This is a genomic window from Thiothrix nivea DSM 5205 (assembly GCF_000260135.1).
Classification (GTDB): Bacteria; Pseudomonadota; Gammaproteobacteria; order Thiotrichales; family Thiotrichaceae; genus Thiothrix; species Thiothrix nivea.
In genome coordinates this window covers 2,291,484-2,315,711 of sequence record NZ_JH651384.1, presented here as the reverse complement: position 1 = coordinate 2,315,711, position 24,228 = coordinate 2,291,484, and the positions used below count along the sequence as shown (strand labels likewise).

The following is a 24,228-nucleotide window of genomic DNA, read 5'->3' as shown; positions in this document are numbered from 1 at the left end:
TCATGCTGCCTCCGCCGTCAGGGTGAAATCGGCATGGATTTCATCGTAAGGGACGAAAACTCCGCCCGCATCCTGTTCCACAATGCCGTGTTCGATCAGGATTTTGATGTCATCGTGCACCCGACGTACATCGCGTTGCACCTGCCTTGCCAGCTCGCGGATGCTGGTTTTGCCCAGCTTTTGCAGCTTGACCACCAAATCCCAGCGGCGGGCGTTGATCACTTCAAAGAACATGCCGGGGGAGGTGAAGGTCAGGTATTCACCGGCGTATTCACCCTTGTTCCAGGCATCCAGAAAACGGGGGGCTGAGGCTTGCATGGCCTGCTCTTCAGTGAGGATTTTGATTTCGAGGGTGCGCTTAGTGTTGGTCATGGTATTGCCTCCTGTACTCCGCTACATCGGCCATGACAGTGCGATTCTTGGGCATGGTTTTTTACTGGTGCATCGACATTGTGACAACGCCAATCACGTCTCGTCAATCTGGTTTGGTAGCCAGACAGCTTTCCAGCGTTGCTATGTCGTGGTGCTGTTCAAAAAAAGGGCGAATGCGTATCTTATGGGAATAATAAGTGACGGTGGTTAAGATTTTTCCCCAGCAATTTTCAAGGCGGCATCCACCACCGTCTGCGACAAATAATAACCCGACGCCCGTAACTGCTCCAACAACGGACGGGCATGGGGTATCAGATCCAGCCGTTTGGCAGTGGCAATGATACCGGCACTGCCGATCAGTTCCAGTGATAACCGGCGTGCTGCTGCGCGGCCTTTGGCGTCGTCGATGATGAGGCGGGTGAGTTGCCCATTATCTTGCAATTCCAGTGCCCACAGGATTGAGCTTTTTTCACCCGGATCAAGCCCATCCAATAACAATTGGTTGGCGGTCTTATACTGACTTTCGGGTAGTTTTTTAACCTGTAACCATCCGGCTTTGATGGCTTGTTCTACAGGCTTTGAGTCTGCGAAGTTGCCACCGGAAACGACTTCCTGCCTGACGGTTTCTGTCATGAAAACTTCGCTGAAAAGTTGCGGTAATAAGTGGAGGTGATTGATACGCGCAAGCGCAATCAGCGGACTGGCATCCGCAATCACAACGGTGTTGCTCATGCAGCCTCGGCTTTTTGTTTGGCGTGGCGTTCTTTGATGAGTTGCTCGGCGGCTCTGACTTCAGTGTCGAGTTCTTCCTCTGAATAATCGACTACGGGAATGCCCATTTCAGAAACAATAGTCAGCATTTCAGACAGGGATTTGCCTGCTACTTTGGCGGCAGCAGAGAGGGAAAGCTGTTTGTCGCGGAACATGGAAACACCCAATACCAACCGTACCTGATCAAGATTGGGGATGCCGGAAAGTTGTTCCATACTGACCAGCAGCGCATCAGGTTTGTCGCGGTTTGTCACCATGACCAGATCGCGCTTGGCTTCACGCAAAGCGACCGATGGATTGGCTTTAAGCTGACGGATATTCACAACCTGCATGAAAGTTCTCCTTTAATGTAGGAACTTGTTTCTAGTATGGCATATTCTGCTGCTGTTCTCTTGCTTTATGTCGCCCTGTCACGGTTACAGGTCGCGTAGACTGGAAAAGTAGCGTCAGGGAGGAATGCACATGAAACAAATCCTCATCATCAACGGTTCCTACCGCCCCGGCGGGATTACCTGCGCCACACCTGCGCAAGGCAAAGTCAGCGCCGAAAAAGGCTGCGCTGGTGTCGTCTTGCGCGGCTCCGGGTTTGCTGGGGCGGTGGGTGTACAGTACGCATTCCCAACTCAAACAGACGGCCAAAACGATCGGCGCGGATACCGTCGGCAGCCTGTTTACCGGGCTGGTAAGCCAACGGCCTCATGCGGAGCTGCCGGAATCCGTGCAGCGCAAAGCGGTAGCATTGGCGGCAAAACTGCTATAATTTTCACGTCTGGTTAATCAATCACATGACACAACAAGTATGGATACAAGGAAACCAAAACAATGCTGACAATAAACCGTAAACTTATCTGGCTGGCCGTCGGGGTGGGCACAATGGGTTTGGCTGTAGCCAGCCTGATCCTGACCGCCATGCTTGACCTGCACCCTTGCTACCTGTGTATTTTCCAGCGCTTGCTGTTCATGCTGATTGGCGTATTTGGCCTGCTGGCGGCGGCGGGTTTTCTGGAAAAAATCTGGGGTGGGATGGTGCTGCTGCTGGCAGGCGTCGGTACCAGCGTGGCGGGCTATCAAACCTGGTTGCAGCTGCTACCACCCGGTGACGCCTCTTGCGCAGGAGCCAAACCCAACCTGATTGAGCAACTGGTTTATTTCCTGAGCGACAACATCCCCAGCCTGTTCGAGGTAACGGGTCTGTGTGAAGACGAGGAACTGGTGATCCTGGGGCTGTCACTGGCCAATTGGGCGCTGGTTTCCTTCCTGTCCACATTGGCTGTGGCGGCGTGGGCATTGTTTGGCAAGTTGCAATGGACGGGTACTTCCCGTTACTGATCAGTTATTGGTGTAAAAAAGCGTGGGTCAGGCTAACCCGACCCACGCACACCGCTTGAGGAGGAAAGTTTTAGAAGAAACCCAGTGGGTTGATGTCGTAGCTGACCAGCAGGTTTTTGGTCTGCTGGTAGTGGTCGAGCATCATCTTGTGGGTTTCACGGCCTACGCCGGATTTTTTGTAACCACCGAAGGCTGCGTGTGCCGGGTAGAGGTGGTAGCAGTTAGTCCACACGCGGCCAGCCTGAATGCCGCGGCCCATGCGGTAGGAGCGGTTCATGTCGCGGGTCCACACGCCTGCGCCCAGGCCGAATTCCGTGTCGTTGGCAATTGCCAGCGCTTCGGCTTCGTCCTTGAAAGTGGCTACAGACACGACCGGCCCGAAGATTTCTTCCTGGAACACGCGCATGTTGTTGGTGCCTTTCAGCAGGGTCGGCTTGATGTAGTAACCATCGCAGTAGTCGCCGTCCAGTTGTTCGGCTGAACCGCCGGTGATGACTTCCGCGCCTTCGTCCTTACCGATCTGGATGTATTCCAGAATCTTGTCGTACTGCTCCTGTGATGCTTGCGCGCCGACCATGACGTCGGTATCCAGCGGGTTGCCGCGTTTGATCAGGGCGGCACGCTCGACCACCATGCCGATGAACTTTTCGTAAATGTCTTCCTGAATCAGCAGGCGGGATGGGCAGGTGCAGACTTCGCCCTGGTTGAAGAACGCTAGTACCGCGCCTTCCACCGCCTTGCTCAGGAAGGCGTCTTCGTGATCCATTACGTCAGCGAAGTAGACGTTGGGTGATTTGCCGCCCAGTTCCACGGTGGATGGGATAATGTTGTCGGCGGCGTATTTCATGATCAGGGAGCCGACCGGGGTGGAGCCGGTGAAGGCGATCTTGGCGATACGGGTGCTGGTGGCCAGCGCCTTGCCTGCTTCCACGCCGAAACCGTTGACGATGTTCAGTACGCCCGGTGGCAGCAGGTCTTCGATCAGCTCCATCAGTACCAGGATGGAAGCCGGGGTCTGTTCAGCCGGTTTCAGCACCACGCAGTTGCCTGCCGCCAGTGCCGGGGCCAGTTTCCACGCCGCCATCAGCAGCGGGAAGTTCCACGGAATGATCTGCCCGACCACGCCCAGTGGTTCATGGAAATGGTAGGCGACGGTGTTTTCGTCGATTTCGCCCATTGTGCCTTCCTGCGCCCGCAAGCAGCCTGCGAAGTAGCGGAAGTGGTCAGCAGACAATGGTACGTCAGCGTTAAGGGTTTCGCGCACGGCTTTGCCGTTGTCCCAGGTTTCGGCGATGGCCAGCTTTTCCAGGTTGGCTTCGATACGGTCAGCGATTTTCAGCAGGATGTTGGAACGGGCAGCGACGGAGGTTTTGCCCCAGGCGTCCTTGGCGGCGTGGGCTGCATCCAGCGCCAGTTCGATGTCTTCCGCCGTGGAGCGTGGAATCTGGCAGAATGGCTTGCCATTGACCGGGGAAATATTGTCGAAGTATTCGCCGTTGACCGGTTCTTTCCATTGCCCGCCGATGAAGTTGCCGTAGCGTTCCTTGAAGTTGATGACCGCGCTTTCAGTATTCGGGTTTGCGTATTGCATGTTTGTTTCCTCTCTCTAGTGGTCTTTGGTAGGTCGGGATTGTCCCCTTGTGGATAAGTTAAAATGCAAAGGTTGGAAAAAGGTTGGGATTCATGCCTTTTGATGAAAAGGTTGGTAAAAGGTGGGAAGACGCGCCCAGACCGGCATGTTGGAATACACTGAACACAATGGGGAGGGATACCGATGGAAGATGAACAATTGCTGCGCTACAGCCGCCAGATCATGCTGCCGCAGATTGATCTGGCAGGGCAGGAACAGCTCAATGCCGCTACCGTACTGATTCTTGGCATCGGCGGGCTGGGGTCACCGGTTGCCATGTACCTCGCCTCTAGTGGCATCGGCAAACTGGTGTTGTGCGACCCGGATGTGGTTGACCTGACCAACCTGCAACGCCAGATCGTGCACGACACACCCAAGGTCGGCCAGCCCAAGGTGGATTCCGCCGCTGAAACCCTGCGCCGCCTCAACCCGGAAATCATGGTCGAAACCATCCCCGCCAGACTGGATGAAGCGGCTTTGCTGGCTCAAATGCAGCAGGTTGACGTGGTGGTGGATTGCACCGACAACCTCAATTCCCGCCTGCTGATCAACCGCGCCGCCGTGGCTGCCCGCAAGCCGCTGGTATCCGCCGCCGCTATCCGTTGGGAAGGGCAAATCAGCGTATTCCAACCTTGGCTGGGCGAAAACCCTTGCTACCACTGCTTCTACGGCAAGGTGGGAAGCCTCGCACAAACCTGTAGCGAAAACGGCGTGGTCGGCCCGCTACTCGGTATCCTCGGCAGTATGCAGGCGCTGGAGGTAATCAAACTGCTGGTCGGTAACGGCCAGACCCTGACCGGGCGGGTGCTGCTGTTCGACGGGCAGGCGATGGAATGGATGGGGTTCAAACTGCCACGTGACCCCAACTGCCCGGTCTGCGGCGCGATTGAACGTGAGCCGGTCTGAGCAGTGTTACAGCACCTTGCTGCTGCTCAGGTAGGCGAATAACGAGTTTGCCGCCTGCTGTACGGTCTGTTGCATGACGCTTTCATGCATTCCGTGACCGGCCTCAATGCTTTTCAGGCGCATCCGGGGAAGCTTCTCCGCCAGCAAGGCCGCACCGGCATGTTGGCACACACGGTCTTGCAAGCCATGCACAATCGCGCCCGGAATATGGCGGATACGTTCCAGCCCCGGCAACACGCCTTCCGGAGGCAAAAACCAGCGATGCAAGCCATAATAGGCGTAGATCCGGATGCTGTTGATACGCGACTGCCAGACACTTGCATCCGGGTTAAAGCCGGGGGCAGGCAAGCCCATCACGGCAGATTCCCACGCATCCCACGCCAGCGCGTAACGGTAGAGCGTTTCGGTGGAAGCATCCGCCTCAAACAAACGTCTGTGCAAAGCATCCGCAATGTCATCATCAGGTTCACAGCGCAATGCTGCCCGCAACTGCCGGTAAGCCTCGGGGATGGATTGCGCGACGCCATCCGGCTGGCTGAACCAGTCCCAGTCCGTTTTGCGCCCTAGAAACGAGCCACGCAACAACAGCGCCAGCACCTGGGTGGTGTAGCGCTTGCTGTATTCCAGCGCCAGCGTTGCACCCCAGGAGCCGCCGTACACCACCCAGCGCTCGATACCCAAATGCTTACGCAAGGCTTCCATGTCAGTCAGCAAGTGAAAGGTCGAGTTGTACAACAGGCTGCCGGACGGTAGGGAACGCCCGCACCCACGCTGGTCAAACTGGATGATGCGGAAATGTTGCGGGCACAGGAATTGCGCGTGTTCCGGGCGGGCATACGCACCGGGGCCGCCATGGATGAACAACAGGGGAATGCCGTCAGGGTTGCCGAACACCGAGTAGTGGATGCGGTGCGGGTAGGTGGTCGCCAGTAGGTTTTCTTCCAGCATGTTGACATCATTCCTGATCATGGGTGGTACACTACACTACACCACAGCCAAGCATTCCGTTCCACCGTTGGGAGGCCAACATGCAGCCGGTTCCGCAAAGTGTCCGCAATACGGCCAATGTGCCCTGCCAGCGGCGTGATTTACCGGCCAGCACCAGCGAAAAGGATATTTTCTATTATCTTGGCGTCAACCACGTTTTTTTCAACCGGGAACGCAACCTGCTGTATTTTTCTGATGTGGAACGCACGCCGGTGTTGCCCATCCTGCAAGCCTTGAATGGCGCGAATCCACCGGCTTTCCTGCTGGAAACCTTGTATCTGGACGTGCACCATTATTTCTTCGGCGGCTACCGCCTGTACCTGCCGGAAAGCCTTTCCACCCCGCTGCTGGTGGCGCTGCGCATGAAGGGCGTGACGATCAGCTACGTGCTGCCGCAGCCCGCTGAAATCGATGGGCATTCGAACAGAAAGTCGATCTGAAAGTGTTGGCAAATTGGAGAACACAAATTAGCCGCACAACTATACCTTCGGCAATTCAGCTTTCGGTTTCCTTACCTTCTATTACCACTTGATTATCAATGAGTTATTAATTTTGAGGAAACCGAATTTTGGATTGTCGTGAGTATATTTTACTTAACAACCCCCATTTTATTGGAAATAAAATATATCAATAATATCCACATGTTTAATCAAGGAATTTTGTGTATTTTACAAGAGATTTATGTTTAAATTTAAGCGCGTTTGAGTATTTATTGGATAAAGCCATGGTAACGGGAACAGATGCTCTCAGTCTATTATTAAATTTTATGAAGACCACTCCCGACTTTGTGGCTTTTCTAAAAAACCAAAGTAAAGCTCAAAGAGAAGATTTGGCAAACATTTTTGCTGGGATAGGCGAAGTACTCGGAAAAGCTATTCTAAAACTAGAAGACAATCAGCATCCTTTACAAGAATTATCCCAATTACAATCGACCTCCCTGAATTTAATAACTAGATATGCCAATCAACCCAATATTGTAAAGCTTGCAATAAAACTTAACAATGTGAGTGAACAATGCCAAGGTCGAAATAAACAACTGCTAATTGACAATCTTGACACAGTTCATATTTTAAAAGGCAAGTTTGATGGTTATGCATTTGATCTCCGTGCCGAACTGATTGACATGCCAACTTATACCAAAAATACACATCAAAATAATAACTCAAACCTTACTAAATGGTTGTTGCTTTTATTTTTTTTAGGTTTTATTGCTACATATTTGCTATATCTTTATTTAAAAGAACCACCTACAAAAATAGTAATTCCATTACCCTCTTCCTCGAATAATCAGGTTACGTCTACACCAATACCACAACAAATAACACTTGCAGAATGCCGCCAAGAAGTTAAAAACATTTACTCTCCCCTCCCAGGAATTCCAGCCAATCAGCTAGATGCCAGCAAAGACAATAGGTATGATTATTGGATTAAACAGCCATTGCCCTTTCTTACAGGCCCTAAAGGAGGTACTTACTTCGAGATAGCTAAAGATATTAGCCAATGGGCAGAACATGACTGGACAGAAAACAACTGTCGTGTCGGCGATAGAGATAAGTGTTTAAAAATAAATGTAATAGAAACAGGAGGAGGTGTAGAAAGTCTGAAAATGCTAAAATCAACAGCAGATGCAGCCATAGGTCTCGCCAAAGGAGACATCTTAGATACAGAAAACAGTGGGTTATTAACATCAGCATCCAAATTATACACAGAGGAAATACATGTCTTTGCAAAAAATACAATCGAAGACATAAGTAAACTAGAAAATAAACGGGTTGTCCTTGGCAGCGAAAAACTAGGCAGTCGTATTACAGCCGAGAGACTTTTTGATCTGCTGCATATCAAAATAACTCCCCCTAGATAATGATATAAAAGAAGGCTTTTGCCAAGTTGTATCTTCTGATGGGAATGCGGATGCCATAGTTTTTGCAGGTGGTCAGCCAGTACCTATTTTTAAAGACTTTGCTGACAGATTAGAAAAAATAAAAAGTGATTCAGTATTCAAGCAAGCCCACTTTCTTACTGTGCAACGGCCTAACGCAACATATATTCCAGCAATATTGACACATGAATTTTACTCCAGCATCCCGGAAGGTAAAGGGATTAGCACTGTCAGTGATTACGTATCGTTAGTAACCTATAATTTTAGAACTACTGGCGAGAAGGGAAAAGCACGTTGTGAACAATTTTCCCTATTAGCTCAATTACTTACACGCCATTTATCACAAGATCTTAAACCTGAAGTTGAGCAAGGCAAAATTCACCCTAAGTGGTTAGAAATTCAGGAAGTTCTAAAAGGCTTTGATTTAGGGGAGACTCTTGGATGCAAACAATAACTTCTCACGATATGATCAGCTACCTATAGTCTTTTCATTTTAGTCAGCTACAATAGGACGGATGATCAACTTCCCCATCCTTCATCATGCCGACTTAGGGGATTTCCCTGAAAGATTCCCCCGCAATGGCTACACTTGTCTTATCGACAAGCGGAGTCCCTATCCCCATGCCCCCCGAACCCCAAACAGCTAACCCGATCCTGAGTGAATCCCAGATAGCCGACCTGAAACTGGCGGCCTCGAAAATGTCTGGCAGCACCCGCCGTGCGTTCCAGGCGGACATGAGCCGGAAATATTGTGCAGGCAACGCCCGCCAGACTGAAAGGTGTTTTGGCTGGGGTCGGGAGGGGGTGCAGTTGGGTTTGGAGGAACAGCGCAGCGGCATGGTTTGCGTGGGTGCGCAGGCGGCGTATTGTGGCCAGAAGCGCTGGGAGGAAACCCAGCCGGAAGCGGCAGCCGCCTTGCTGGCGCTGGCGGAAGCACATAGCCAGCAAGACCCGACATTCCGCAGCAGCATCGCCTACACCCGCCTGACGGCGGCGGAAGCCATCCGGCAGTTACAGGCCATGGGTTTCAGCGGTGGACAAGTGCCCGCCCCCAGCACCATGGCGCGGATACTCAACCGGAATGGCTACCGCCTGCGCAAGGTGGAGAAAGCCAAGCCGCAAAAAAAATTCCAGAAACCGACGCCATCTTCGCCAATATCCAGGCCAACGATGGGCAGTTTGCCGATGGGGCGGTCAAACGCCTGAGCATGGACTGCAAGGCGACCGTCAACATCGGTGACTACTCACGGGGCGGGAAAACACGGGGTGACAATAAAGCCGCTGACCATGAGATGGGCTGCAAAGAGAAATACATCCCTTTTGGCGTACTGGATGAGGACAGTGGGCAGGTTTACCTGACCTTCGGCAGTTCCAGCAAAACCAGTGACTTCATCGTGGATTCCCTGTGCCGGGTATGGGAACAGATGCCTTCTGCTGACAAGGACGCCTGCCAGTGCATCCAGATCAAAGCGGACAATGGCCCGGAAAGCAGCGGGATCAGGACGCAATTCCTCAAGCGCATGGTGGAATTCGCCAACCATACCGGTAAGACAGTCCACCTGCTGTACTACCCGCCTTATAGTCTTTTCATTTTAGTCGGCTACACTTTGTCTGTTGAATGCGTAATCAATCGCGTCGTCCAGGGTGCTACCTTTTCCCATGGCCAGACGCGCATAATGTTTCAAGGTTGCCCAGCATTGCCCGATGGGGTTGAGATCAGGCGAATAAGCGGGTAACTGAATGATACGAATCTGGTATTTCATGGCAATCGCCTCCAGGTCACCGCCTAAATGGAAGCTCGCATTGTCCCAGACAAGCACATAAGGTTTGGGCTTTTCCTGACCTTGCTGCAACGATTTTCCCAAGGCTTCCAACCATTGTTCAACAATCATCCGGTTAATGTTGCCGGTCACTACCCACGGCATTTGCCAGCTTTGATCAGAGGCGCGGATAGCGCTGATCCAGTTGCGTTTATGTCCCCGGCCTCCAGGGCGGGGGATGTCACAAGGCTCCCCTTTTTTTGCCCAGCCCCACTCATAGCGTTCGGTGCTGTAGAATCCTGCCTCGTCCGCAAACAGGATATGATCCTGACCGTATTTTTTCTCCAGATGCCCAAGTAGCCACAGGAAAACCCAGCGGTCTAGCGGTTTGGCTTGCTGGTAGAAAGAACGTTTTTTTTATGGCTCCAACCGATCCGTTGCAGCCATTTATGCAGGCCACGATAAGAAATGGCCTTGCCATAATGCGCTTCAAAGCGTGGCAGCAAATCCTCGATGCGTTCAAACGGGGTTTCGCTCTCCACCCATTGCCGAAAAGCTTCAACGTCTTTCACCTTATGGCTGTGCCCAGGGCGGGGATGTGTCCGGGGTTGGAGGCTGCCGGTTTCTTCCCTCAGGGCCAACCATTTGTCCAGGGTGCTGCGGGCTATGGAAAACGTCCCACAAACGTGGGATTTATGTTTGCTCTTGTCATAGGCAGCAACAACACGTTCACGGAGATCCTTAGAGTAGTAAGTCGGCATGATGAAGGATGGGGAAGTTGATCATCCGTCCTATTGTAGCTGACTAAAATGAAAAGACTATACCACAGCAAGTACAACCCGATTGAACGCTGCTGGGGGATTCTGGAACAACACTGGAACGGCACCCAGCTCAAGGATGCCGAAACCCTGCTGGAATGGGCAAAAACCATGACCTGGAAAGGCATCAACCCCATGGTCGAATTCAGTCGCAAGGTTTATGAGAAGGGTGTGACCCTCAGCAAAAAAGCTATGGAGGCTGTTGAGGCGAGGCTGGAAAGAAATGCTGCTTTACCAAAATGGGACATTCTGATTCGCCCTGTTTTTGGGTAATGTCTTTGAGGTAAATCACCTTACTACTCTAAGGATCTCCGTGAACGTGTTGTTGCTGCCTATGACAAGAGCAAACATAAATCCCACGTTTGTGGGACGTTTTCCATAGCCCGCAGCACCCTGGACAAATGGTAAGCGCTTCTAAATCCCCCTCCTTTCAGCGCCCCACGTAATCCCGGACACTCAGCCCATCAGCAACAGATTGCATGGGAGAACACGATGAATCCAGGTCAAGATGGGCGTCTGGCGTACTGGCAAGCCCAGCTCCAACGCTTCCAGTCCTCCGGCCTTTCCGGAGTCCAGTATTGTGAACAGGAACAGTTGAGTTACCACGGCTTTGTCTACTGGCGGCGCAAATTATGCGGTACGGCGGGCAAGCCGCCCGGGGATGGCAAACGCCCGGTATTGCCAGAGCCTTCCGGTTTCGTGACTGTCCGCCCGGCGCAGCCGGGGACAGACGCCCGGACGGGCGATGGCCTGGAGCTGTCCCTGCCGAATGGCCTGGTGATCAGGAATATCCACCCCGGCAATGTGGCCTTGCTGCGCCGGTTGCTGGGGCAGTTGTAATGGCCCGTTATTTCCGCCCCGCCGGGGAGATGCCGGACATTTACCTTTACCGCCCGCCCATTGATTTCCGCAAGGCCGCCCAGGGGCTGGCGGCGATCGTGGCGCAGGAATTGGGCCACGACCCGTTTGCCGGGGCGCTGTACGCCTTCACCAACCGCCAGCGCACGAAAATCAAAATGCCTGTATTGGGAAGACAATGGCTTTGTGCTGTATTACAAAGCCCTGGCGGAAGAGAAGTTCCATTGGCCGCAAACGGGGGATGGCGGGGTGATGGCGCTGACGGCCCAGCAGATCAACTGGCTGCTGGACGGTTATGACATCAGCCTGCTCAAAGGGCATAAAAAGTTGTGCTACGGGGCGCTGTTTTAGCGACTTATCCTGATGATTTTGTTATCATTTAACCCATGGATTTAGCACCGCCGCCAGCCCCCAAAACCACATCCCATAGCGACCTGGACGCTGCCCGCCTGCGCCAGTTGCTGGCGCAGCAAGAGGCGGAATTTGCCGCCGTCCTGAAACAGCGTGACCACCATATCCAGCTCCTGGAAGAAATGCTGCGCCTGGCCAAAATACAGCGGTTTAGCGCCCAGTCTGAAAAGCTCCCCTTCCAGATTGACCTGTTTGATGAAGCCGAGTTGGCAACCGCGCTGGAGGACATCGCCGGACGACTGCCGGAGGCGGAACCCGCCAGGCCCCGCCCCAGCCAACGCCAGCGCGGCTTCCCGCCCGGGCTGAAGCGCCAACGGGTGGAGCTGTTGTTGGGTGATGCGGAAAAAGCCGGGGCGACCCGCACGTTTTTCACCAAGGTCAAGGAAGAGCTGGACTACATCCCGGCGCAACTGGTGGTGCTGGAATACTGGCAGGAAAAAGCCGTGTTTGCCGCCGGGGCCAGCCAGGATCCCGCCCCGGCAACGGCAGATGGCGGGCCAACGCTGGTCGCCGCCGCCCGTCCGCCCCATCCGTTGGGCAAATGCCATGCCAGCCTCAACCTGCTGACGCAGGTCATCATCGCCAAATACGCCGATGGCCTGCCCCTGTACCGCCTGGAGGGCATTTTCAAACGCCACGGCGCGGAACTCAGCCGCAGCAGCATGGCCCACTGGATCATCCGTCTGGAGGACAGCTTCAAACCCCTGCTCAACCTGCTGCGCGAAACCCAGAACAGCGGCGCTTACCTGCAAGGCGATGAAACCCGCATCCAGGTGCTGAAGGAGGACGGCAAAACCGCCCAGGCCGACAAATGGATGTGGGTGGTGCGGGGCGGCCCGCCGAACCAGGTGGCGGTCTTGTTTGAATACGACCCCAGCCGGGCGGGGAGCGTCCCCGAACGCCTACTGATGGACTTCCACGGCATTTTCCAGGCCGACGGCTATTCCGGTTACGCCGCCGTGTGCCGCAACAACGCCATCACCCGCATTGGCTGCTGGGACCATGCCCGCCGCAAGTTCGTGGAGGCCGTCAAGGCGGCGGGCGGCAAACAGGCCCGTGGCAAACCCACCCTGGCGGATATTGCCCTGGGCATGATCCGCAGGCTCTACCGCATCGAGGACAACATCAAGGGCCTGGACACGGCGGAGAAATACCGCCTGCGCCAGCAGTTGAGCGTGCCCCTGCTCAACGAACTGAAAACCTGGCTGGAAACGCAGGTCGGCAAGGTGATGAAAGGCGGCCTCACCCGCAAGGCGATGGAATACTGCCTCAACCAGTGGGAATACCTGAGTGGCTACTGCCAACGCGGCGACCTGCATATCAGCAATGTGCTGGCGGAGAACGCCATCCGTCCCTTTGCCGTGGGCCGCAAAGCCTGGCTGTTTGCCGACACCCCGCATGGCGCGCGCGCCAGCGCCGCCTGTTATTCCCTGATTGAAACCGCCAAGGCCAACGGCCTCGAACCGTATGCCTATATCCGCTATCTGCTGGAGCATATCGCCCAGGCCGACACCCTGGAAAAATGGGAGGCCCTCCTGCCATGGAATGTGCCGCTGGAGAAATGTGCGAAAAAAGTCCCTTTTTTTGACAAGGGCAAGTAGGGCGATTTAACGGCGCTTACGACAAATGGTTGGCCCTGAGGGAAGAAACCGGCAGCCTCCAACCCCGGACACATCCCCGCCCTGGGCACAGCCATAAGGTGAAAGACGTTGAAGCTTTTCGCCAATGGGTGGAGAGCGAAACCCCGTTTGAACGCATCGAGGATTTGCTGCCACGCTTTGAAGCGCATTATGGCAAGGCCATTTCTTATCGTGGCCTGCATAAATGGCTGCAACGGATCGGCTGGAGCCATAAAAAAAACGTTCTTTCTACCAGCAAGCCAAACCGCTAGACTGCTGGGTTTTCCTGTGGCTACTTGGGCATCTGGAGAAAAAATACGGTCAGGATCATATCCTGTTTGCGGACGAGGCAGGATTCTACAGCACCGAACGCTATGAGTGGGGCTGGGCAAAAAAAGGGGAGCCTTGTGACATCCCCCGCCCTGGAGGCCGGGGACATAAACGCAACTGGATCAGCGCTATCCGCGCCTCTGATCAAAGCTGGCAAATGCCGTGGGTAGTGACCGGCAACATTAACCGGATGATTGTTGAACAATGGTTGGAAGCCTTGGGAAAATCGTTGCAGCAAGGTCAGGAAAAACCCAAACCTTATGTGCTTGTCTGGGACAACGCGAGCTTCCATTTAGGCGGTGACCTGGAGGCGATTGCCATGAAATACCAGATTCGTATCATTCAGTTACCCGCTTATTCGCCTGATCTCAACCCCATCGGGCAATGCTGGGCAACCTTGAAACATTATGCGCGTCTGGCCATGGGAAAAGGTAGCACCCTGGACGACGCGATTGATTACGCATTCAACAGACAAAGTGTAGCCGACTAAAATGAAAAGACTATACTGCCGCAGCCCGCTGAAGCAGTGCCTCCAGCCCCGGATAATCTTCCCGCCTGATGCGGTATTTCCGCCCGGCTTTGCCCCAGGAATCCTGATTGGCCAGCAGGTAGAGCAGCTTTTCCCGGTCGGGGTAAACGGTTGCGCCCACTTCCTCGACGCCCCGCGCAAACACCGCATCCGGCAGCCCGCCTGCGCTCGGCCCGATCAGGCTGAAATCCGGCACCTGACCGTACGCCGCCAGAATATCATCCAGCGTATCGTTGATCAGGGTGGACGCCGTACACATTACTTCGTCGCAACCAGCCAGATCCCTCGGGTTGGTGGTGACGCTCACCAGCGGGCGGTCGGGTACGCGCTCTGGAACCTTTTCCAGCACCAGCACGGCAATCCCTTGGTCGGTCAGGCGGTCAATCACCGGGCAGAAATAGCCAACCATGCCTACCTTGCCGACCGGAACCGGTAGGTTGTCGCGATCGTGGTTGCGGTGCGGCGCCAGCGGGAAACCGGCTAGCCGCAGCACATACTGGCTGAGGGCATTGAACGCGCCCAGCCCCAGCGCCCGCGACGCCAGATCAGGTGCTTGCAGCTTCACCAGTAATTCATCCAGCGGCAGGCTGACCTGTTCGGGGTTGGGAAACTGTCGCCACAGTTTCGGCAAGGTGTCTTCCAGACTAAGGGGATTTCCCTGAAAGATTCCCCCGCAATGGCTACACTTGTCTTATCGACAAGCGGAGTCCCTATCCCCATGCCCCCCGAACCCCAAACAGCTAACCCGATCCTGAGCGAATCCCAGATAGCCGACCTGAAACTGGCGGCCTCGAAAATGTCTGGCAGCACCCGCCGTGCGTTCCAGGCGGACATGAGCCGGAAATATTGTGCAGGCAACGCCCGCCAGACTGAAAGGTGTTTTGGCTGGGGTCGGGAGGGGGTGCAGTTGGGTTTGGAGGAACAGCGCAGCGGCATGGTTTGCGTGGGTGCGCAGGCGGCGTATTGTGGCCAGAAGCGCTGGGAGGAAACCCAGCCGGAAGCGGCAGCCGCCTTGCTGGCGCTGGCGGAAGCACATAGCCAGCAAGACCCGACATTCCGCAGCAGCATCGCCTACACCCGCCTGACGGCGGCGGAAGCCATCCGGCAGTTACAGGCCATGGGTTTCAGCGGTGGACAAGTGCCCGCCCCCAGCACCATGGCGCGGATACTCAACCGGAATGGCTACCGCCTGCGCAAGGTGGAGAAAGCCAAGCCGCAAAAAAAATTCCAGAAACCGACGCCATCTTCGCCAATATCCAGGCCAACGATGGGCAGTTTGCCGATGGGGCGGTCAAACGCCTGAGCATGGACTGCAAGGCGACCGTCAACATCGGTGACTACTCACGGGGCGGGAAAACACGGGGTGACAATAAAGCCGCTGACCATGAGATGGGCTGCAAAGAGAAATACATCCCTTTTGGCGTACTGGATGAGGACAGTGGGCAGGTTTACCTGACCTTCGGCAGTTCCAGCAAAACCAGTGACTTCATCGTGGATTCCCTGTGCCGGGTATGGGAACAGATGCCTTCTGCTGACAAGGACGCCTGCCAGTGCATCCAGATCAAAGCGGACAATGGCCCGGAAAGCAGCGGGATCAGGACGCAATTCCTCAAGCGCATGGTGGAATTCGCCAACCATACCGGTAAGACAGTCCACCTGCTGTACTACCCGCCTTACCACAGCAAGTACAACCCGATTGAACGCTGCTGGGGGATTCTGGAACAACACTGGAACGGCACCCAGCTCAAGGATGCCGAAACCCTGCTGGAATGGGCAAAAACCATGACCTGGAAAGGCATCAACCCCATGGTCGAATTCAGCCACAAGGTTTATGAGAAGGGCGTGACCCTCAGCAAAAAAGCTATGGAGGCTGTTGAGGCGAGGCTGGAAAGAAATGCTGCTTTACCAAAATGGGACATTCTGATTCGCCCTGTTTTTGGGTAATATCTTTGAGGTAAATCACCTAACGTAAAACGTACCGATGTCGCCCGTTTCCAGAAACACAAAACCGAATTCGTCGCGGTATTCGCCATCCGTTTGCAAGGCGGGGAAGTACAGTCGGTCGACGGCAGGCAGCGGCAGTACCTGACGGATGCGTTCCACTTGCTTCAGCAAGTCTGCTCCAATGTTCATGCATCATCCTTTGGGTAATCGTTATTCTTGGTTAAACCAGCCGCATTAAAAATGTTTCCACAGGCACTTTGACGGGTTTACCTGCCGCAAAACAGTCGGCTTCCACATACGGCATATCCATCACGACCTGCAAGGCGTGTTCTGCGCCCAGTTGTTCCTGAAACCAGTGCAAATTCTTGTTGATTGGTTGACTGGGTGAGCTTTTGACCTCCACCAGCAGCCACGGCTGGTTGTTGCGGCTGACAAGGAAATCGACTTCTTTCTGGTCTTTGGTGCGCAGGTAGTGCAGTTGGTAATCACCCAAGCCATGATCTGTCCACCAGTGAACCGCTTTGAGCAGGTGGCTGGCAATCAGGTTTTCGTGTCGTGCTCCGGTGTCTTTTACCTGCGACCAGTCCCACAGGTAGATTTTGGGTTCCTTGCGTAACGCGCTGGCAAGGTTCTGGAACCAGGGCGTGACCCGGAAGGCGTAGTAGAAACTTTCCAGCAGGGTGATCCAGCGGCGGATGGTGTCAACGCTGACATTGATCTGGTTTGCCAGTGTGCTGTAACGAACCACTTGCCCGCTTTGTTCACGCAGCAGGGTGGCGAGTACGTCCAGATGCGCGATGTCTTGCACCGTGTTGGTGTCGCGGATGTCTTCAAAAATCAGTTGTTGCTGGCGCAGTTGCTGCCAGCGGTTGTAGAAACGGGTGTCAGCCTTGAGGAAGGGTTCGGGGAAGCCGCCAAAATTGCGCAATTGTTCCAGAGCGCTGCTGTCAGGGCGTTGCAGGTCTTGCAGCAGTTGCCCTGCGGTATGCGGCGCGCTGATTTCACGCAGGCTGAGCGGGTGCATCCGGTAATGGAAATAACGGCCCATCAGGCTGTCGCCGCCCTTGCGGAAAATATCCATGCGGGCGCTGCCGGTTGCCAGCACCGCCAGTTGCTGTTCGTACAGGTCAAACAGCCCTTTGAGGTAGTTCTTCCAGTCCTTGTATTTGTGCAGTTCGTCGAAGGCGACGAGTGCCCGCTGTTCGCGCAACTCATGCACACCGATCTGGTTGAGCAGTTCAGCGTCGGTGGTATTGCTAACGCTTTGCAGAATCCATTGACGGTGCTGGCGGTTATCCCAGTTGTAATACTGGCCATGCTGCTGCTCAACGATAGCTTTCGCCAGTGTTGTCTTGCCGACCTGACGCGGGCCGGAGACAAACAGCATCTGTCGCTGTGTCAGCAGTTCGTTTTGCAGGATGTCTGTGTAGAAGCGTTCCATCTAACCATTTTCGCACTCATCGTAAAAAAAGCAAAACTGTTTTACGATGAAAAAGAAAATAGTTAACTCTGTTGGCTCAATATGCGTTTCAGGGTCTTGTTTTCCCCGGCATTGCAAACGTGATGGATAGCGGTAAAGTTAGTCATTTCCGATAGCCAAGGAGAGGCTTTATGACCTCGCTCATCAGTATTTCCAGCCTGACCAGTGATGCCGCCTGTTTCGAGCAAGTCCGTTCCGTGCGTTGGCCTAATGGGGTGATTTGTCCGCACTGCGGTTCACAGGACACTATCCGTCGAGGCAAGGATGACACCCAGCAGGAACGCCAGCGTTACCAGTGTAAGGATTGCCAAAAGCGTTTTGATGACCTGACGGGAACGGTGTTTGAAGGCCACCACCAGCCGCTGAAGGTGTGGGTGTTGTGCCTGTACCTGATGTCGTTGAACCTGTCCAACCAACAAATCGCCCGCGAATTGGGGTTGAACAAGGATGATGTTCAGGCGATGACGGAACAGTTACGGCGTGGTGTCGAGAAAAAAAACGCCAGTAAACCTGTTTGGGAATGTTGAATTTGATGAGGTTTATGTCAAGGCTGGACACAAGGGAAACCCCGAAGCCGTCGCGGATGCTGGGCGTGAAGGTCGCCGCCGCGCCCTGAAAGGTGCGCCGGGGCGTGGGACACTGGAAAAGGACAAACCACCCATTTTCGGCATGATCCAGCGTTCCGGGGAGGTCGTGATCCGTATGCTGGCGAATGTGAAACAGACGACGATCAAGCCGTTGATTGTGGAAACGGTGGCAGCAGGCACGCTGGTCTACACCGATGAGTACAACATTTACAGCCGATTGGAAGAATGGGGCTATGCCCACAAAACCGTCAACCATGGCGCAGGCGAATATGCCCGTGACGAAGATGGTGACGGTTTCCATGAAGTCCACGTCAATACGATGGAAGGTTTTTGGTCACTGTTACGCTCATGGTTACGACCTCATCGGGGGATCTCACAAGAAAAGCTACCGTGTTACCTTGCATTCTTCGAGTCTCTTCACAACATCAGGAAACGGGGGCAAGCTGCCTTACAGTCCTTGCTTTCGCTGCTGTTGGGATAAGACCCTGAAACGCATATTGAGCCACTCTGTTTTTGACTGTCCTTCAGCCGCCGCCTTTGCGGTAGTAAAGGTCAAAGCGTTTGAGGAAAGTCTGAAAGCTTGCTTCATCCAGCTGCGTATAATCGAACTCGACCGGAATCCACGGCAAGGCCAGCATGGCAATACGCCTTACCTGCTGTTCGCCCAAGGTAATGATCAACGGCTTGCCGTCAACCATCACCTGGATACGGTCGCCGTCCTGAGTATAGGGGTAGTTGCGCAGGGCAGCAGGCAGGAGTTGGAGGAACTCCGCCCGCGTAAACCCCATTTCGCGCTTGAGGAGAGAGATGGTGTTACCCCCCGGCCACCGGCGGCCAGATGGCCAGGGCGTCCCCCGCCTTAAGCCTGCCCGGCTGGTCGCGGTCTTCGTGGCAGACGAATACGCCATTCAGCAGCACCAGATGCGCCGATTCACGCGGAACCCGGAACTGGTCAATGACCATGTTCAGGCTGGCGTTGTCGGCAACACTCACTTCCGCCGCATTGTATTGCGCATGGGCGGGCAGCAGGTGGCTGAGGTTGGCGTACAGCTTCAGGGTAATGTTCATGCCGTCACGGCCCCTGACGCGGGACATGGTGGGCAAGGTACGCCTCCATCACCCGCGTTGGGTCTGCCATCAGGTGTTGTTTCCACTTGCCCAGCCGGGTGCGGTTCTGGATCAGGCCACGCAACACGCCGATGTGCTGGGTCATGCCCAGCGTATTCGCACCCACCAGCACATCATCCGCAAACCGCAGGTTGATGTAACGGTAGCGTTGCGGGTTGTCCAGCGTGGCCGAATCGCCGCCTTCCGCCCCTTGCCACAGGCCGAACGAAGCGGAAATCAGCCCCATGGTGTCAAGCACGTTCATGTTGATGCTGCCACGGTGCAGGGCATTGGTTCCGCCGCTCATGTTGATGGCCGCCAGCGCGCCGTGTTCGACAGCGGTCGGCTGGATCGCCTGCACGCTGTAGCCGCCGGTGGAAAAGTCCTTACCTTCGGCCACGTCGCCCGCCGCGTAAATATCCGGGTGGCTGGTTTGCAGGCGTTCGTTGACCAGAATGCCGTGGTTGACATCCAGCAGCCCCGAGGCCAGTTCCGTGTTGGGGCGCACGCCGGTGGCGCAGATCACCAGATTGACCGTGAGCGGGTCGCGGCCATCCAGTTCCACCGCCAGCTTGTCGCCGTCCTCGCTGACGCTCAGGACGCGGGTGGAAGTCAGCACCGTGACACCCTTGCTTTCGCACCATTGCTTGAGCAAGCCGCCGGACTGGTCATCCATCATGCGCGGCACCATGCGGTTTTCCATTTCCACCACGGTCAGGTTGACGCCACGCAATGCCAGCGCTTCGAGGATGATGCAGCCGATGAAACCCGCCCCCATCAGCACCACGTCGTCACCGGCATTGGCTCCGGTGATAATCCTGCGCGCATCCGCCAGCGTCCAGCAGTTAACCACGCCCGGCAAATCCATGCCGGGAATGGGCGGGCGGGTCGGGTGGGAACCGGTCGCCAGCAACAGCTTGTCAAAAGGCAAGCTGTCACCGTCCTCCAGCATCACCGCTTTGGCGTTGGCGTCGATGGCCGTGGCACGCAAGCCGACCAGCGCTATATCCCGCTCGATGAAATGGCTGGAACCGGAGCGCAGGTACGTGCCGCTTTCCCCAACTTTGCCGATCAGGTGATAGGGAATCGCCATGCGCGAATACGGCGGTTCCGGCTCACCGCCGACCAGGGTAATGCAGGCGTCCGGCTGGCGTTTACGCAGGGTCTCGGCGGCGATAACGCCCGCCGGCCCAGTACCGATAATCACATGCTTCATGCCGACCTCATGCAGGCAGGTTGTAACGGTTGCGGGTATCGTCGGTCAATTGGCCATCCGTCGTCCAGCCGCGCAGTTCGTAGTACTTGGGCAACATTTTGTCCAGACCGGCTACTTTACCTTGCGCCGGGCCGACGTTGGCGGCGTCTTTCAACAGACGTTTTGGCAAGGTGTCGTCCGCTCCCGTCAGACCGGCACGCATGTTGAAATCGCGCTCCAGATTCCAGATACGTGCGCCCACTTCGGCGCACTTTTCCACCGACCAGTCACCCTCGCAGGCAGCGTCAATCTGTGGCGCGATGTTTTCCAGAGACCAGGCGAAGGTGGTGAACAGGCACAGGCCGGAGGAATCCACCGCAGCAGTTGCATCCTGGAAGGCAATCACCAGTTCCGGCTTGCCATCGGTTTCCAGCGGGTCGGTCTTGACCGGAATGCCCAGTACCTCGGAAGCGACCGTGTAGCTGCGTAAGTGGCAAGCGCCCCGGTTGGAAGTGGCGTAAGTCAGCCCCATGCCCTGAATGCCGCGCGGGTCGTAGGCGGGGAATTCCTGCCCCTTGACCGTCATGGAGAGTTCCGGCTTACCGTATTTCTCGCACATACGCTTGGAACCCAAACCGAGAATCTTGCCGAAACCCTCGCCCCTGGCGGTCAGTTCCGTCACTGCTACCAGCGCTTCCGCCGAACCGAATTTCAGCTCGATACCGCCGGTATCCTCGGTGGTAATCACGCCCTGCTCGAACAGTTCCATCGCTGCTGCGACGGTAGAGCCAAACGAAATCGGGTCAAAACCGTCTTCATTGCACAGGAAGTTGACGTAGGTGAGCGCATCCAGGTCATCCACCCCGGTATCCGGCCCCAGCGCCCAAGCCGCTTCGTATTCCAGACCGCCGGAATTGCCCCAGTACTGCGGCTTTTCCTTGATCGAGAAATGCCCCTGGTCGATGGTGGAAATACGTCCGCAAGCGATGGTGCAGCCAAAACAACCGGCATTGCGGGTCAGGTTGGCCTTGCCGTCGGACTTGCGTTTTTCATGCATGGCTTCGCCGGAAACCTTGTGCGCGCCCTCAAACTTCACTTCGTTCATGTTACGGGTTGGCAGCGCACCCATTTCGTTGATGACGTTCATCAGCACCTGGGTGCCGTAGGTGGGCAAGCCAGCGCCGGTCACAGCATTGTCAGCCAGCACTTTCTTTTGCTTCACCACTTCCTGCATGAAACGGATCGGGTCTTTAAGGTTGCCCACGCCCTTGGTGCCACGCACTGCCACCGCTTTCAGGTTTTTGGACGCCATTACCGCGCCCACGCCGGAACGGCCAGCCGCGCGGTGCAGGTCATTGATGATGGCAGAATACAGGCAGCCGCCTTCGGCAGCGCGGCCAATGGTGGAAATGCGCAATTGCGGATCCTGATGTTTCTGGTGCAATATTTCGTCGGTTTCCCACACGGATTTGCCCCACAGGTCATCGGCTGGCAACAGTTCAGCCTTGTCGTTTTCCACGTACAGGTAGACAGGGGAAGGCGACTTGCCTTCAAAAATGATCATGTCCCAGCCAGCGTTTTTCAGTTCAGCGCCAATGAAACCACCGGAGTTGGAACAGGCAATCGTGCCGGTCAGCGGGCTTTTGGTAATGACGGAATAGCGCCCGCCGGTGGAAGCCATGGTGCCGGTCAGCGGGCCGGTGGCCATGATCAGCTTGTTGTCAGGGCCGAGCGCATCGCATTGCGGGTCGACTTCTTCCACCATGTAACGGGTCGCCAGCCCACGCTGGCCGAGGTATTCCTGCGCCCATTCCATGTTGAGCGGCTCAGCCTTGACTGTGCCTTCGGTCAGATTGACGCGCAGAATCTGTTTAGTCCATGCCATGTCGTTATCCTCCTCAAGCGGCTGCGTGTTGCGTGTTGATCTTGTCGACCCAATCGCGCATCCGCGTCAGGCCGGTGGCGTCGGCGTCGATGTAGGTAATCGCGCCGGTCGGGCAGGCTGCCGCGCATTGCGGGTTACCGCCGCACAGGTCGCACTTGATCACCTTGCCGCTGGCCGAGTTGTAGTTCACCGTGCCGAACGGGCAGGCAATGGTGCAAACCTTGCAGCCCACGCAGCGGTCATTCACGATGTCCTTGGAGCCGGTGGCCGCGTTGAGCACGATGGCCTCAACCGGGCAGGCTTTCATGCACCAGGCTTCGTCGCACTGGGTGCAGGTGTAGGGGACGAAACGCCCGTCATGATGGAAAGTAAAAACCTTGATGCGGGAACGCGCGGGGTTGAAAACACCTTCGTTTTCATACGAACAGGCCATCTCACATTGCAGGCAGCCCGTGCATTTCTCCGGATTAATGTACAGCGATTTCAGCATATCGCCTCCTCCTCTGGAATATCAGGTAGTTGGTGTGCAAGTATTTAAACTACATCCTATAGGAATATAGGTTGCAAAAAGGTAGGTAGCGGGAAATCCACAGGCAGTAGAGGAGAAGTCATGCCACAACGGCCAAGCCGGGGAGAGATTCTGGAGCAACGCAGGCAAGCCTTGGCGGAAGCATGGCAGGCGTTTGTCCATGATGGCGTATTATCGGCAGCATCTGGCGTAGTTTCCGCTGAAGTGGCCGGATCGTGGCGGCGCAGCCTGCAACACCTTAACCCGTGGAGCACGCCGCTGACGCCGGAAGCGCCGCTTTCCCCGCAAGCCTTGTGGGAAGCCTCCCCCTTGAACCCGGCTATCCAGCCTATCCAGGCGGAACTGGAAATGCTGGTGGAAGAAGGCTCGCTGGTAGCCGCGCTCACCGATGGTCTGGGCAGGGTCTTGTGGACGACCGTCAGCCAATACATGCAGGAAACTGCCACTGACGCACACTTTGTGCCCGGCAGCTGCTGGGATGAACGTTCCGCGGGAACCAACGCCATCGCCCTGGCGTTACGTCACCGTCACCCCCTGATTGTGTTTGCCGCCGAACATTACCTGCGTTGCCTGCATGGCTGGGTATGTTATGCCGCGCCGGTACTGCATCCGCAAACGGCTGAAACCATCGGCGTGCTCTGCATCGGCACGACCTGGGACAAGCACACGCCGCTGGGGGAACGGGCAGTGGCTGAGCTTGCCCACACCCTGCGGCGGCACTTGCCCGCCAGCCAGCGGCAGGCGGAATTGCAAATCCATGCCATGGGCGTGGCGCGCGTACTGTTCCGTGGGCAGGAAATCCACCTCTCCTTGCGGCAGATGGAAATCCTCTGCCTGCTGGTGCTGAACCCGCAAGGCTTACCGCTGGCGGAACTGCATTCCTCGCTGTATGGCGATACGCCTGTGACCACAGCCTCGCTGAAGGCGGAGCTTTCCCACCTGCGCCACATCCTGGGTGGGCAGATTGGTTCGCGGCCTTACCGGCTGCTGGTTTCCACTTGGGCTGATTTCGTGATTCTCTGGCAGATGCTGAAGGATCAGCAGGCTGACAAGGCGCTGGGTTTGTATCGGGGGGCATTCCTGCCCAATTCCGTTTCGCCGGAACTGGAGGAATGGCGTCATTGCATCGAGGTGGTGATGGAACAGGTCGTGGCGGATTGCCGTGACCCCGAGGTGTTGCTGGCGAGCCTGACGCAGGGTTCGCAGGGGAGTGAACGGGTGCGGGAGCGGTTGCTGGAACTGGCCGGGCAAGGGGATGATTAATGAGCAGGATGCTGGACATCGCCTGACATCCTGCCTTGT

The 24,228-nt window shown here is 55.6% G+C and carries 28 protein-coding genes and 4 pseudogenes; 17 read left to right on the top strand and 15 right to left on the bottom strand.

Annotated features, from left to right (window positions below):
- The 3 genes from THINI_RS11645 to THINI_RS11630 all read right to left on the bottom strand — a co-directional run bounded on the left by THINI_RS11645 (window position 1) and on the right by THINI_RS11630 (window position 1,475).
- Window positions 1–372: an HVO_A0114 family putative DNA-binding protein gene (locus tag THINI_RS11645; RefSeq protein WP_002708776.1), complete on the bottom strand. Its 372-nt coding sequence runs from the start codon at window positions 370–372 to the stop codon at window positions 1–3.
- 207 nt (window positions 373–579) lie between these two features.
- Complete coding sequence (locus tag THINI_RS11635) at window positions 580–1,104, bottom strand: PIN domain-containing protein (protein ID WP_002708775.1); 525 nt, start codon at window positions 1,102–1,104, stop codon at window positions 580–582.
- Window positions 1,101–1,475 carry a UPF0175 family protein gene (locus THINI_RS11630; RefSeq protein WP_002708774.1) on the bottom strand — a complete coding sequence of 125 codons (375 nt, stop codon included), beginning with the start codon at window positions 1,473–1,475 and terminating at the stop codon, window positions 1,101–1,103. Before THINI_RS11630 ends, THINI_RS11635 begins: the two co-directional genes overlap by 4 nt.
- 130 nt (window positions 1,476–1,605) lie before the next feature.
- Here THINI_RS11630 and THINI_RS11625 point away from each other — a divergent pair, with 130 nt between their 5' ends.
- Window positions 1,606–1,920, top strand: a complete 315-nt coding sequence (locus THINI_RS11625) for a hypothetical protein (RefSeq protein WP_040839407.1) — start codon at window positions 1,606–1,608, stop codon at window positions 1,918–1,920.
- 45 nt (window positions 1,921–1,965) lie between these two features.
- A complete protein-coding gene (locus tag THINI_RS11620) occupies window positions 1,966–2,472 on the top strand; it encodes a disulfide bond formation protein B (protein WP_002708773.1) in 507 nt (168 codons plus the stop codon).
- Window positions 2,473–2,542: 70 nt separating this feature from the next.
- Here THINI_RS11620 and exaC read toward each other — a convergent pair whose 3' ends face one another.
- Window positions 2,543–4,063, bottom strand: coding sequence for an acetaldehyde dehydrogenase ExaC (gene exaC / locus THINI_RS11615; protein ID WP_002708772.1), 1,521 nt, complete (start codon window positions 4,061–4,063; stop codon window positions 2,543–2,545).
- 183 nt (window positions 4,064–4,246) lie between these two features.
- On the opposite strand from exaC, the gene THINI_RS11610 reads away from it, so the two are divergent.
- Window positions 4,247–5,008 carry a HesA/MoeB/ThiF family protein gene (locus THINI_RS11610; RefSeq protein ID WP_002708771.1) on the top strand — a complete coding sequence of 254 codons (762 nt, stop codon included), beginning with the start codon at window positions 4,247–4,249 and terminating at the stop codon, window positions 5,006–5,008.
- Window positions 5,009–5,014: 6 nt separating this feature from the next.
- On the opposite strand, the gene THINI_RS11605 is transcribed toward THINI_RS11610, so the two are convergent.
- Window positions 5,015–5,977 (bottom strand): alpha/beta fold hydrolase, encoded by a 963-nt coding sequence (locus tag THINI_RS11605; protein WP_050988041.1) that lies wholly within the window; start codon window positions 5,975–5,977, stop codon window positions 5,015–5,017.
- 59 nt (window positions 5,978–6,036) lie between these two features.
- Between THINI_RS11605 and THINI_RS11600 the strand changes: the two genes are divergently transcribed.
- The 4 genes and pseudogenes from THINI_RS11600 to THINI_RS27295 form a co-directional block, all read left to right on the top strand.
- Window positions 6,037–6,435, top strand: coding sequence for a hypothetical protein (locus THINI_RS11600; RefSeq protein ID WP_002708769.1), 399 nt, complete (start codon window positions 6,037–6,039; stop codon window positions 6,433–6,435).
- Between the two features lie 272 nt (window positions 6,436–6,707).
- Window positions 6,708–7,856, top strand: coding sequence for a TAXI family TRAP transporter solute-binding subunit (locus THINI_RS11595; protein WP_154724405.1), 1,149 nt, complete (start codon window positions 6,708–6,710; stop codon window positions 7,854–7,856).
- Between the two features lie 160 nt (window positions 7,857–8,016).
- A complete protein-coding gene (locus tag THINI_RS25215; RefSeq protein WP_154724404.1) occupies window positions 8,017–8,328 on the top strand; it encodes a hypothetical protein in 312 nt (103 codons plus the stop codon).
- Window positions 8,329–8,453: 125 nt separating this feature from the next.
- Window positions 8,454–9,394, top strand: a pseudogene (locus tag THINI_RS27295) (ISAzo13-like element transposase-related protein); the annotation flags it as partial.
- A 72-nt stretch (window positions 9,395–9,466) separates the two neighbouring features.
- On the opposite strand, the gene THINI_RS26565 reads toward THINI_RS27295, so the two are convergent.
- Together THINI_RS26565 and THINI_RS26560 are read right to left on the bottom strand one after the other, a co-directional pair.
- Window positions 9,467–9,952, bottom strand: coding sequence for a transposase (locus THINI_RS26565; RefSeq protein ID WP_245536692.1), 486 nt, complete (start codon window positions 9,950–9,952; stop codon window positions 9,467–9,469).
- Window positions 9,953–10,014: 62 nt separating this feature from the next.
- Window positions 10,015–10,395 carry a helix-turn-helix domain-containing protein gene (locus tag THINI_RS26560; protein ID WP_040838909.1) on the bottom strand — a complete coding sequence of 127 codons (381 nt, stop codon included), beginning with the start codon at window positions 10,393–10,395 and terminating at the stop codon, window positions 10,015–10,017.
- 48 nt (window positions 10,396–10,443) lie between these two features.
- Here THINI_RS26560 and THINI_RS11570 point away from each other — a divergent pair, with 48 nt between their 5' ends.
- The 7 genes and pseudogenes from THINI_RS11570 (at window position 10,444) to THINI_RS26545 (ending at window position 14,160) form a co-directional block, all read left to right on the top strand.
- Window positions 10,444–10,725 (top strand): ISAzo13-like element transposase-related protein, encoded by a 282-nt coding sequence (locus tag THINI_RS11570; RefSeq protein ID WP_050988040.1) that lies wholly within the window; start codon window positions 10,444–10,446, stop codon window positions 10,723–10,725.
- A 219-nt stretch (window positions 10,726–10,944) separates the two neighbouring features.
- On the top strand, window positions 10,945–11,292 hold the full coding sequence (gene tnpA / locus THINI_RS11565; protein ID WP_002706643.1) for an IS66 family insertion sequence element accessory protein TnpA: 348 nt from the start codon (window positions 10,945–10,947) through the stop codon (window positions 11,290–11,292).
- Window positions 11,292–11,468: pseudogene (gene tnpB, locus THINI_RS27290) on the top strand (IS66 family insertion sequence element accessory protein TnpB); the annotation flags it as partial. The gene tnpA and the pseudogene tnpB (THINI_RS27290), both read left to right, overlap by 1 nt.
- Window positions 11,469–11,496: 28 nt before the next feature.
- On the top strand, window positions 11,497–11,661 hold the full coding sequence (gene tnpB, locus THINI_RS27285) for an IS66 family insertion sequence element accessory protein TnpB (protein ID WP_169314619.1): 165 nt from the start codon (window positions 11,497–11,499) through the stop codon (window positions 11,659–11,661).
- Between the two features lie 35 nt (window positions 11,662–11,696).
- Window positions 11,697–13,322: an IS66 family transposase gene (tnpC, locus tag THINI_RS11555; RefSeq protein WP_002707094.1), complete on the top strand. Its 1,626-nt coding sequence runs from the start codon at window positions 11,697–11,699 to the stop codon at window positions 13,320–13,322.
- A gap of 29 nt (window positions 13,323–13,351) precedes the next feature.
- Window positions 13,352–13,612, top strand: a complete 261-nt coding sequence (locus THINI_RS26550) for a COG3415 family protein (RefSeq protein WP_050988039.1) — start codon at window positions 13,352–13,354, stop codon at window positions 13,610–13,612.
- Between the two features lie 14 nt (window positions 13,613–13,626).
- The gene (locus THINI_RS26545) at window positions 13,627–14,160 is read left to right on the top strand and encodes a transposase (protein ID WP_081485833.1); all 534 of its coding nucleotides are present in this window, start codon (window positions 13,627–13,629) and stop codon (window positions 14,158–14,160) included.
- Between the two features lie 10 nt (window positions 14,161–14,170).
- On the opposite strand, the gene THINI_RS11540 is transcribed toward THINI_RS26545, so the two are convergent.
- Window positions 14,171–14,830 (bottom strand): Rossmann-like domain-containing protein, encoded by a 660-nt coding sequence (locus THINI_RS11540; protein WP_050988037.1) that lies wholly within the window; start codon window positions 14,828–14,830, stop codon window positions 14,171–14,173.
- Between the two features lie 45 nt (window positions 14,831–14,875).
- Here THINI_RS11540 and THINI_RS27280 point away from each other — a divergent pair.
- A pseudogene (locus THINI_RS27280) lies at window positions 14,876–16,143 on the top strand (ISAzo13 family transposase).
- A gap of 15 nt (window positions 16,144–16,158) precedes the next feature.
- Here THINI_RS27280 and THINI_RS25205 read toward each other — a convergent pair.
- Window positions 16,159–16,332, bottom strand: a complete 174-nt coding sequence (locus THINI_RS25205; RefSeq protein ID WP_154724402.1) for a hypothetical protein — start codon at window positions 16,330–16,332, stop codon at window positions 16,159–16,161.
- A 31-nt stretch (window positions 16,333–16,363) separates the two neighbouring features.
- Window positions 16,364–17,584, bottom strand: a complete 1,221-nt coding sequence (locus tag THINI_RS11525; protein ID WP_002708765.1) for an ATP-binding protein — start codon at window positions 17,582–17,584, stop codon at window positions 16,364–16,366.
- Between the two features lie 170 nt (window positions 17,585–17,754).
- Between THINI_RS11525 and THINI_RS27275 the strand changes: the two are divergent.
- Window positions 17,755–18,691, top strand: a pseudogene (locus THINI_RS27275) (IS1595 family transposase).
- A gap of 43 nt (window positions 18,692–18,734) precedes the next feature.
- On the opposite strand, the gene THINI_RS11510 reads toward THINI_RS27275, so the two are convergent.
- The 5 genes from THINI_RS11510 to THINI_RS11490 are packed head-to-tail and all read right to left on the bottom strand — an operon-like array spanning window position 18,735 to window position 22,887.
- Window positions 18,735–18,998 (bottom strand): hypothetical protein, encoded by a 264-nt coding sequence (locus tag THINI_RS11510; protein WP_002708764.1) that lies wholly within the window; start codon window positions 18,996–18,998, stop codon window positions 18,735–18,737.
- 25 nt (window positions 18,999–19,023) lie between these two features.
- The gene (locus tag THINI_RS11505) at window positions 19,024–19,278 is read right to left on the bottom strand and encodes a MoaD/ThiS family protein (protein ID WP_040840582.1); all 255 of its coding nucleotides are present in this window, start codon (window positions 19,276–19,278) and stop codon (window positions 19,024–19,026) included.
- Window positions 19,279–19,282: 4 nt separating this feature from the next.
- Entirely contained in the window at window positions 19,283–20,533 is a 1,251-nt protein-coding gene (locus THINI_RS11500; protein WP_002708762.1) for an NAD(P)/FAD-dependent oxidoreductase, read from the bottom strand.
- 7 nt (window positions 20,534–20,540) lie between these two features.
- On the bottom strand, window positions 20,541–22,397 hold the full coding sequence (locus THINI_RS11495) for an aldehyde ferredoxin oxidoreductase family protein (protein WP_002708761.1): 1,857 nt from the start codon (window positions 22,395–22,397) through the stop codon (window positions 20,541–20,543).
- Window positions 22,398–22,410: 13 nt separating this feature from the next.
- The gene (locus tag THINI_RS11490; RefSeq protein ID WP_002708760.1) at window positions 22,411–22,887 is read right to left on the bottom strand and encodes a 4Fe-4S dicluster domain-containing protein; all 477 of its coding nucleotides are present in this window, start codon (window positions 22,885–22,887) and stop codon (window positions 22,411–22,413) included.
- Window positions 22,888–23,007: 120 nt separating this feature from the next.
- On the opposite strand from THINI_RS11490, the gene THINI_RS11485 reads away from it, so the two are divergent.
- The gene (locus tag THINI_RS11485; protein ID WP_002708759.1) at window positions 23,008–24,189 is read left to right on the top strand and encodes a helix-turn-helix domain-containing protein; all 1,182 of its coding nucleotides are present in this window, start codon (window positions 23,008–23,010) and stop codon (window positions 24,187–24,189) included.
- Window positions 24,190–24,228 lie beyond the last annotated feature (39 nt).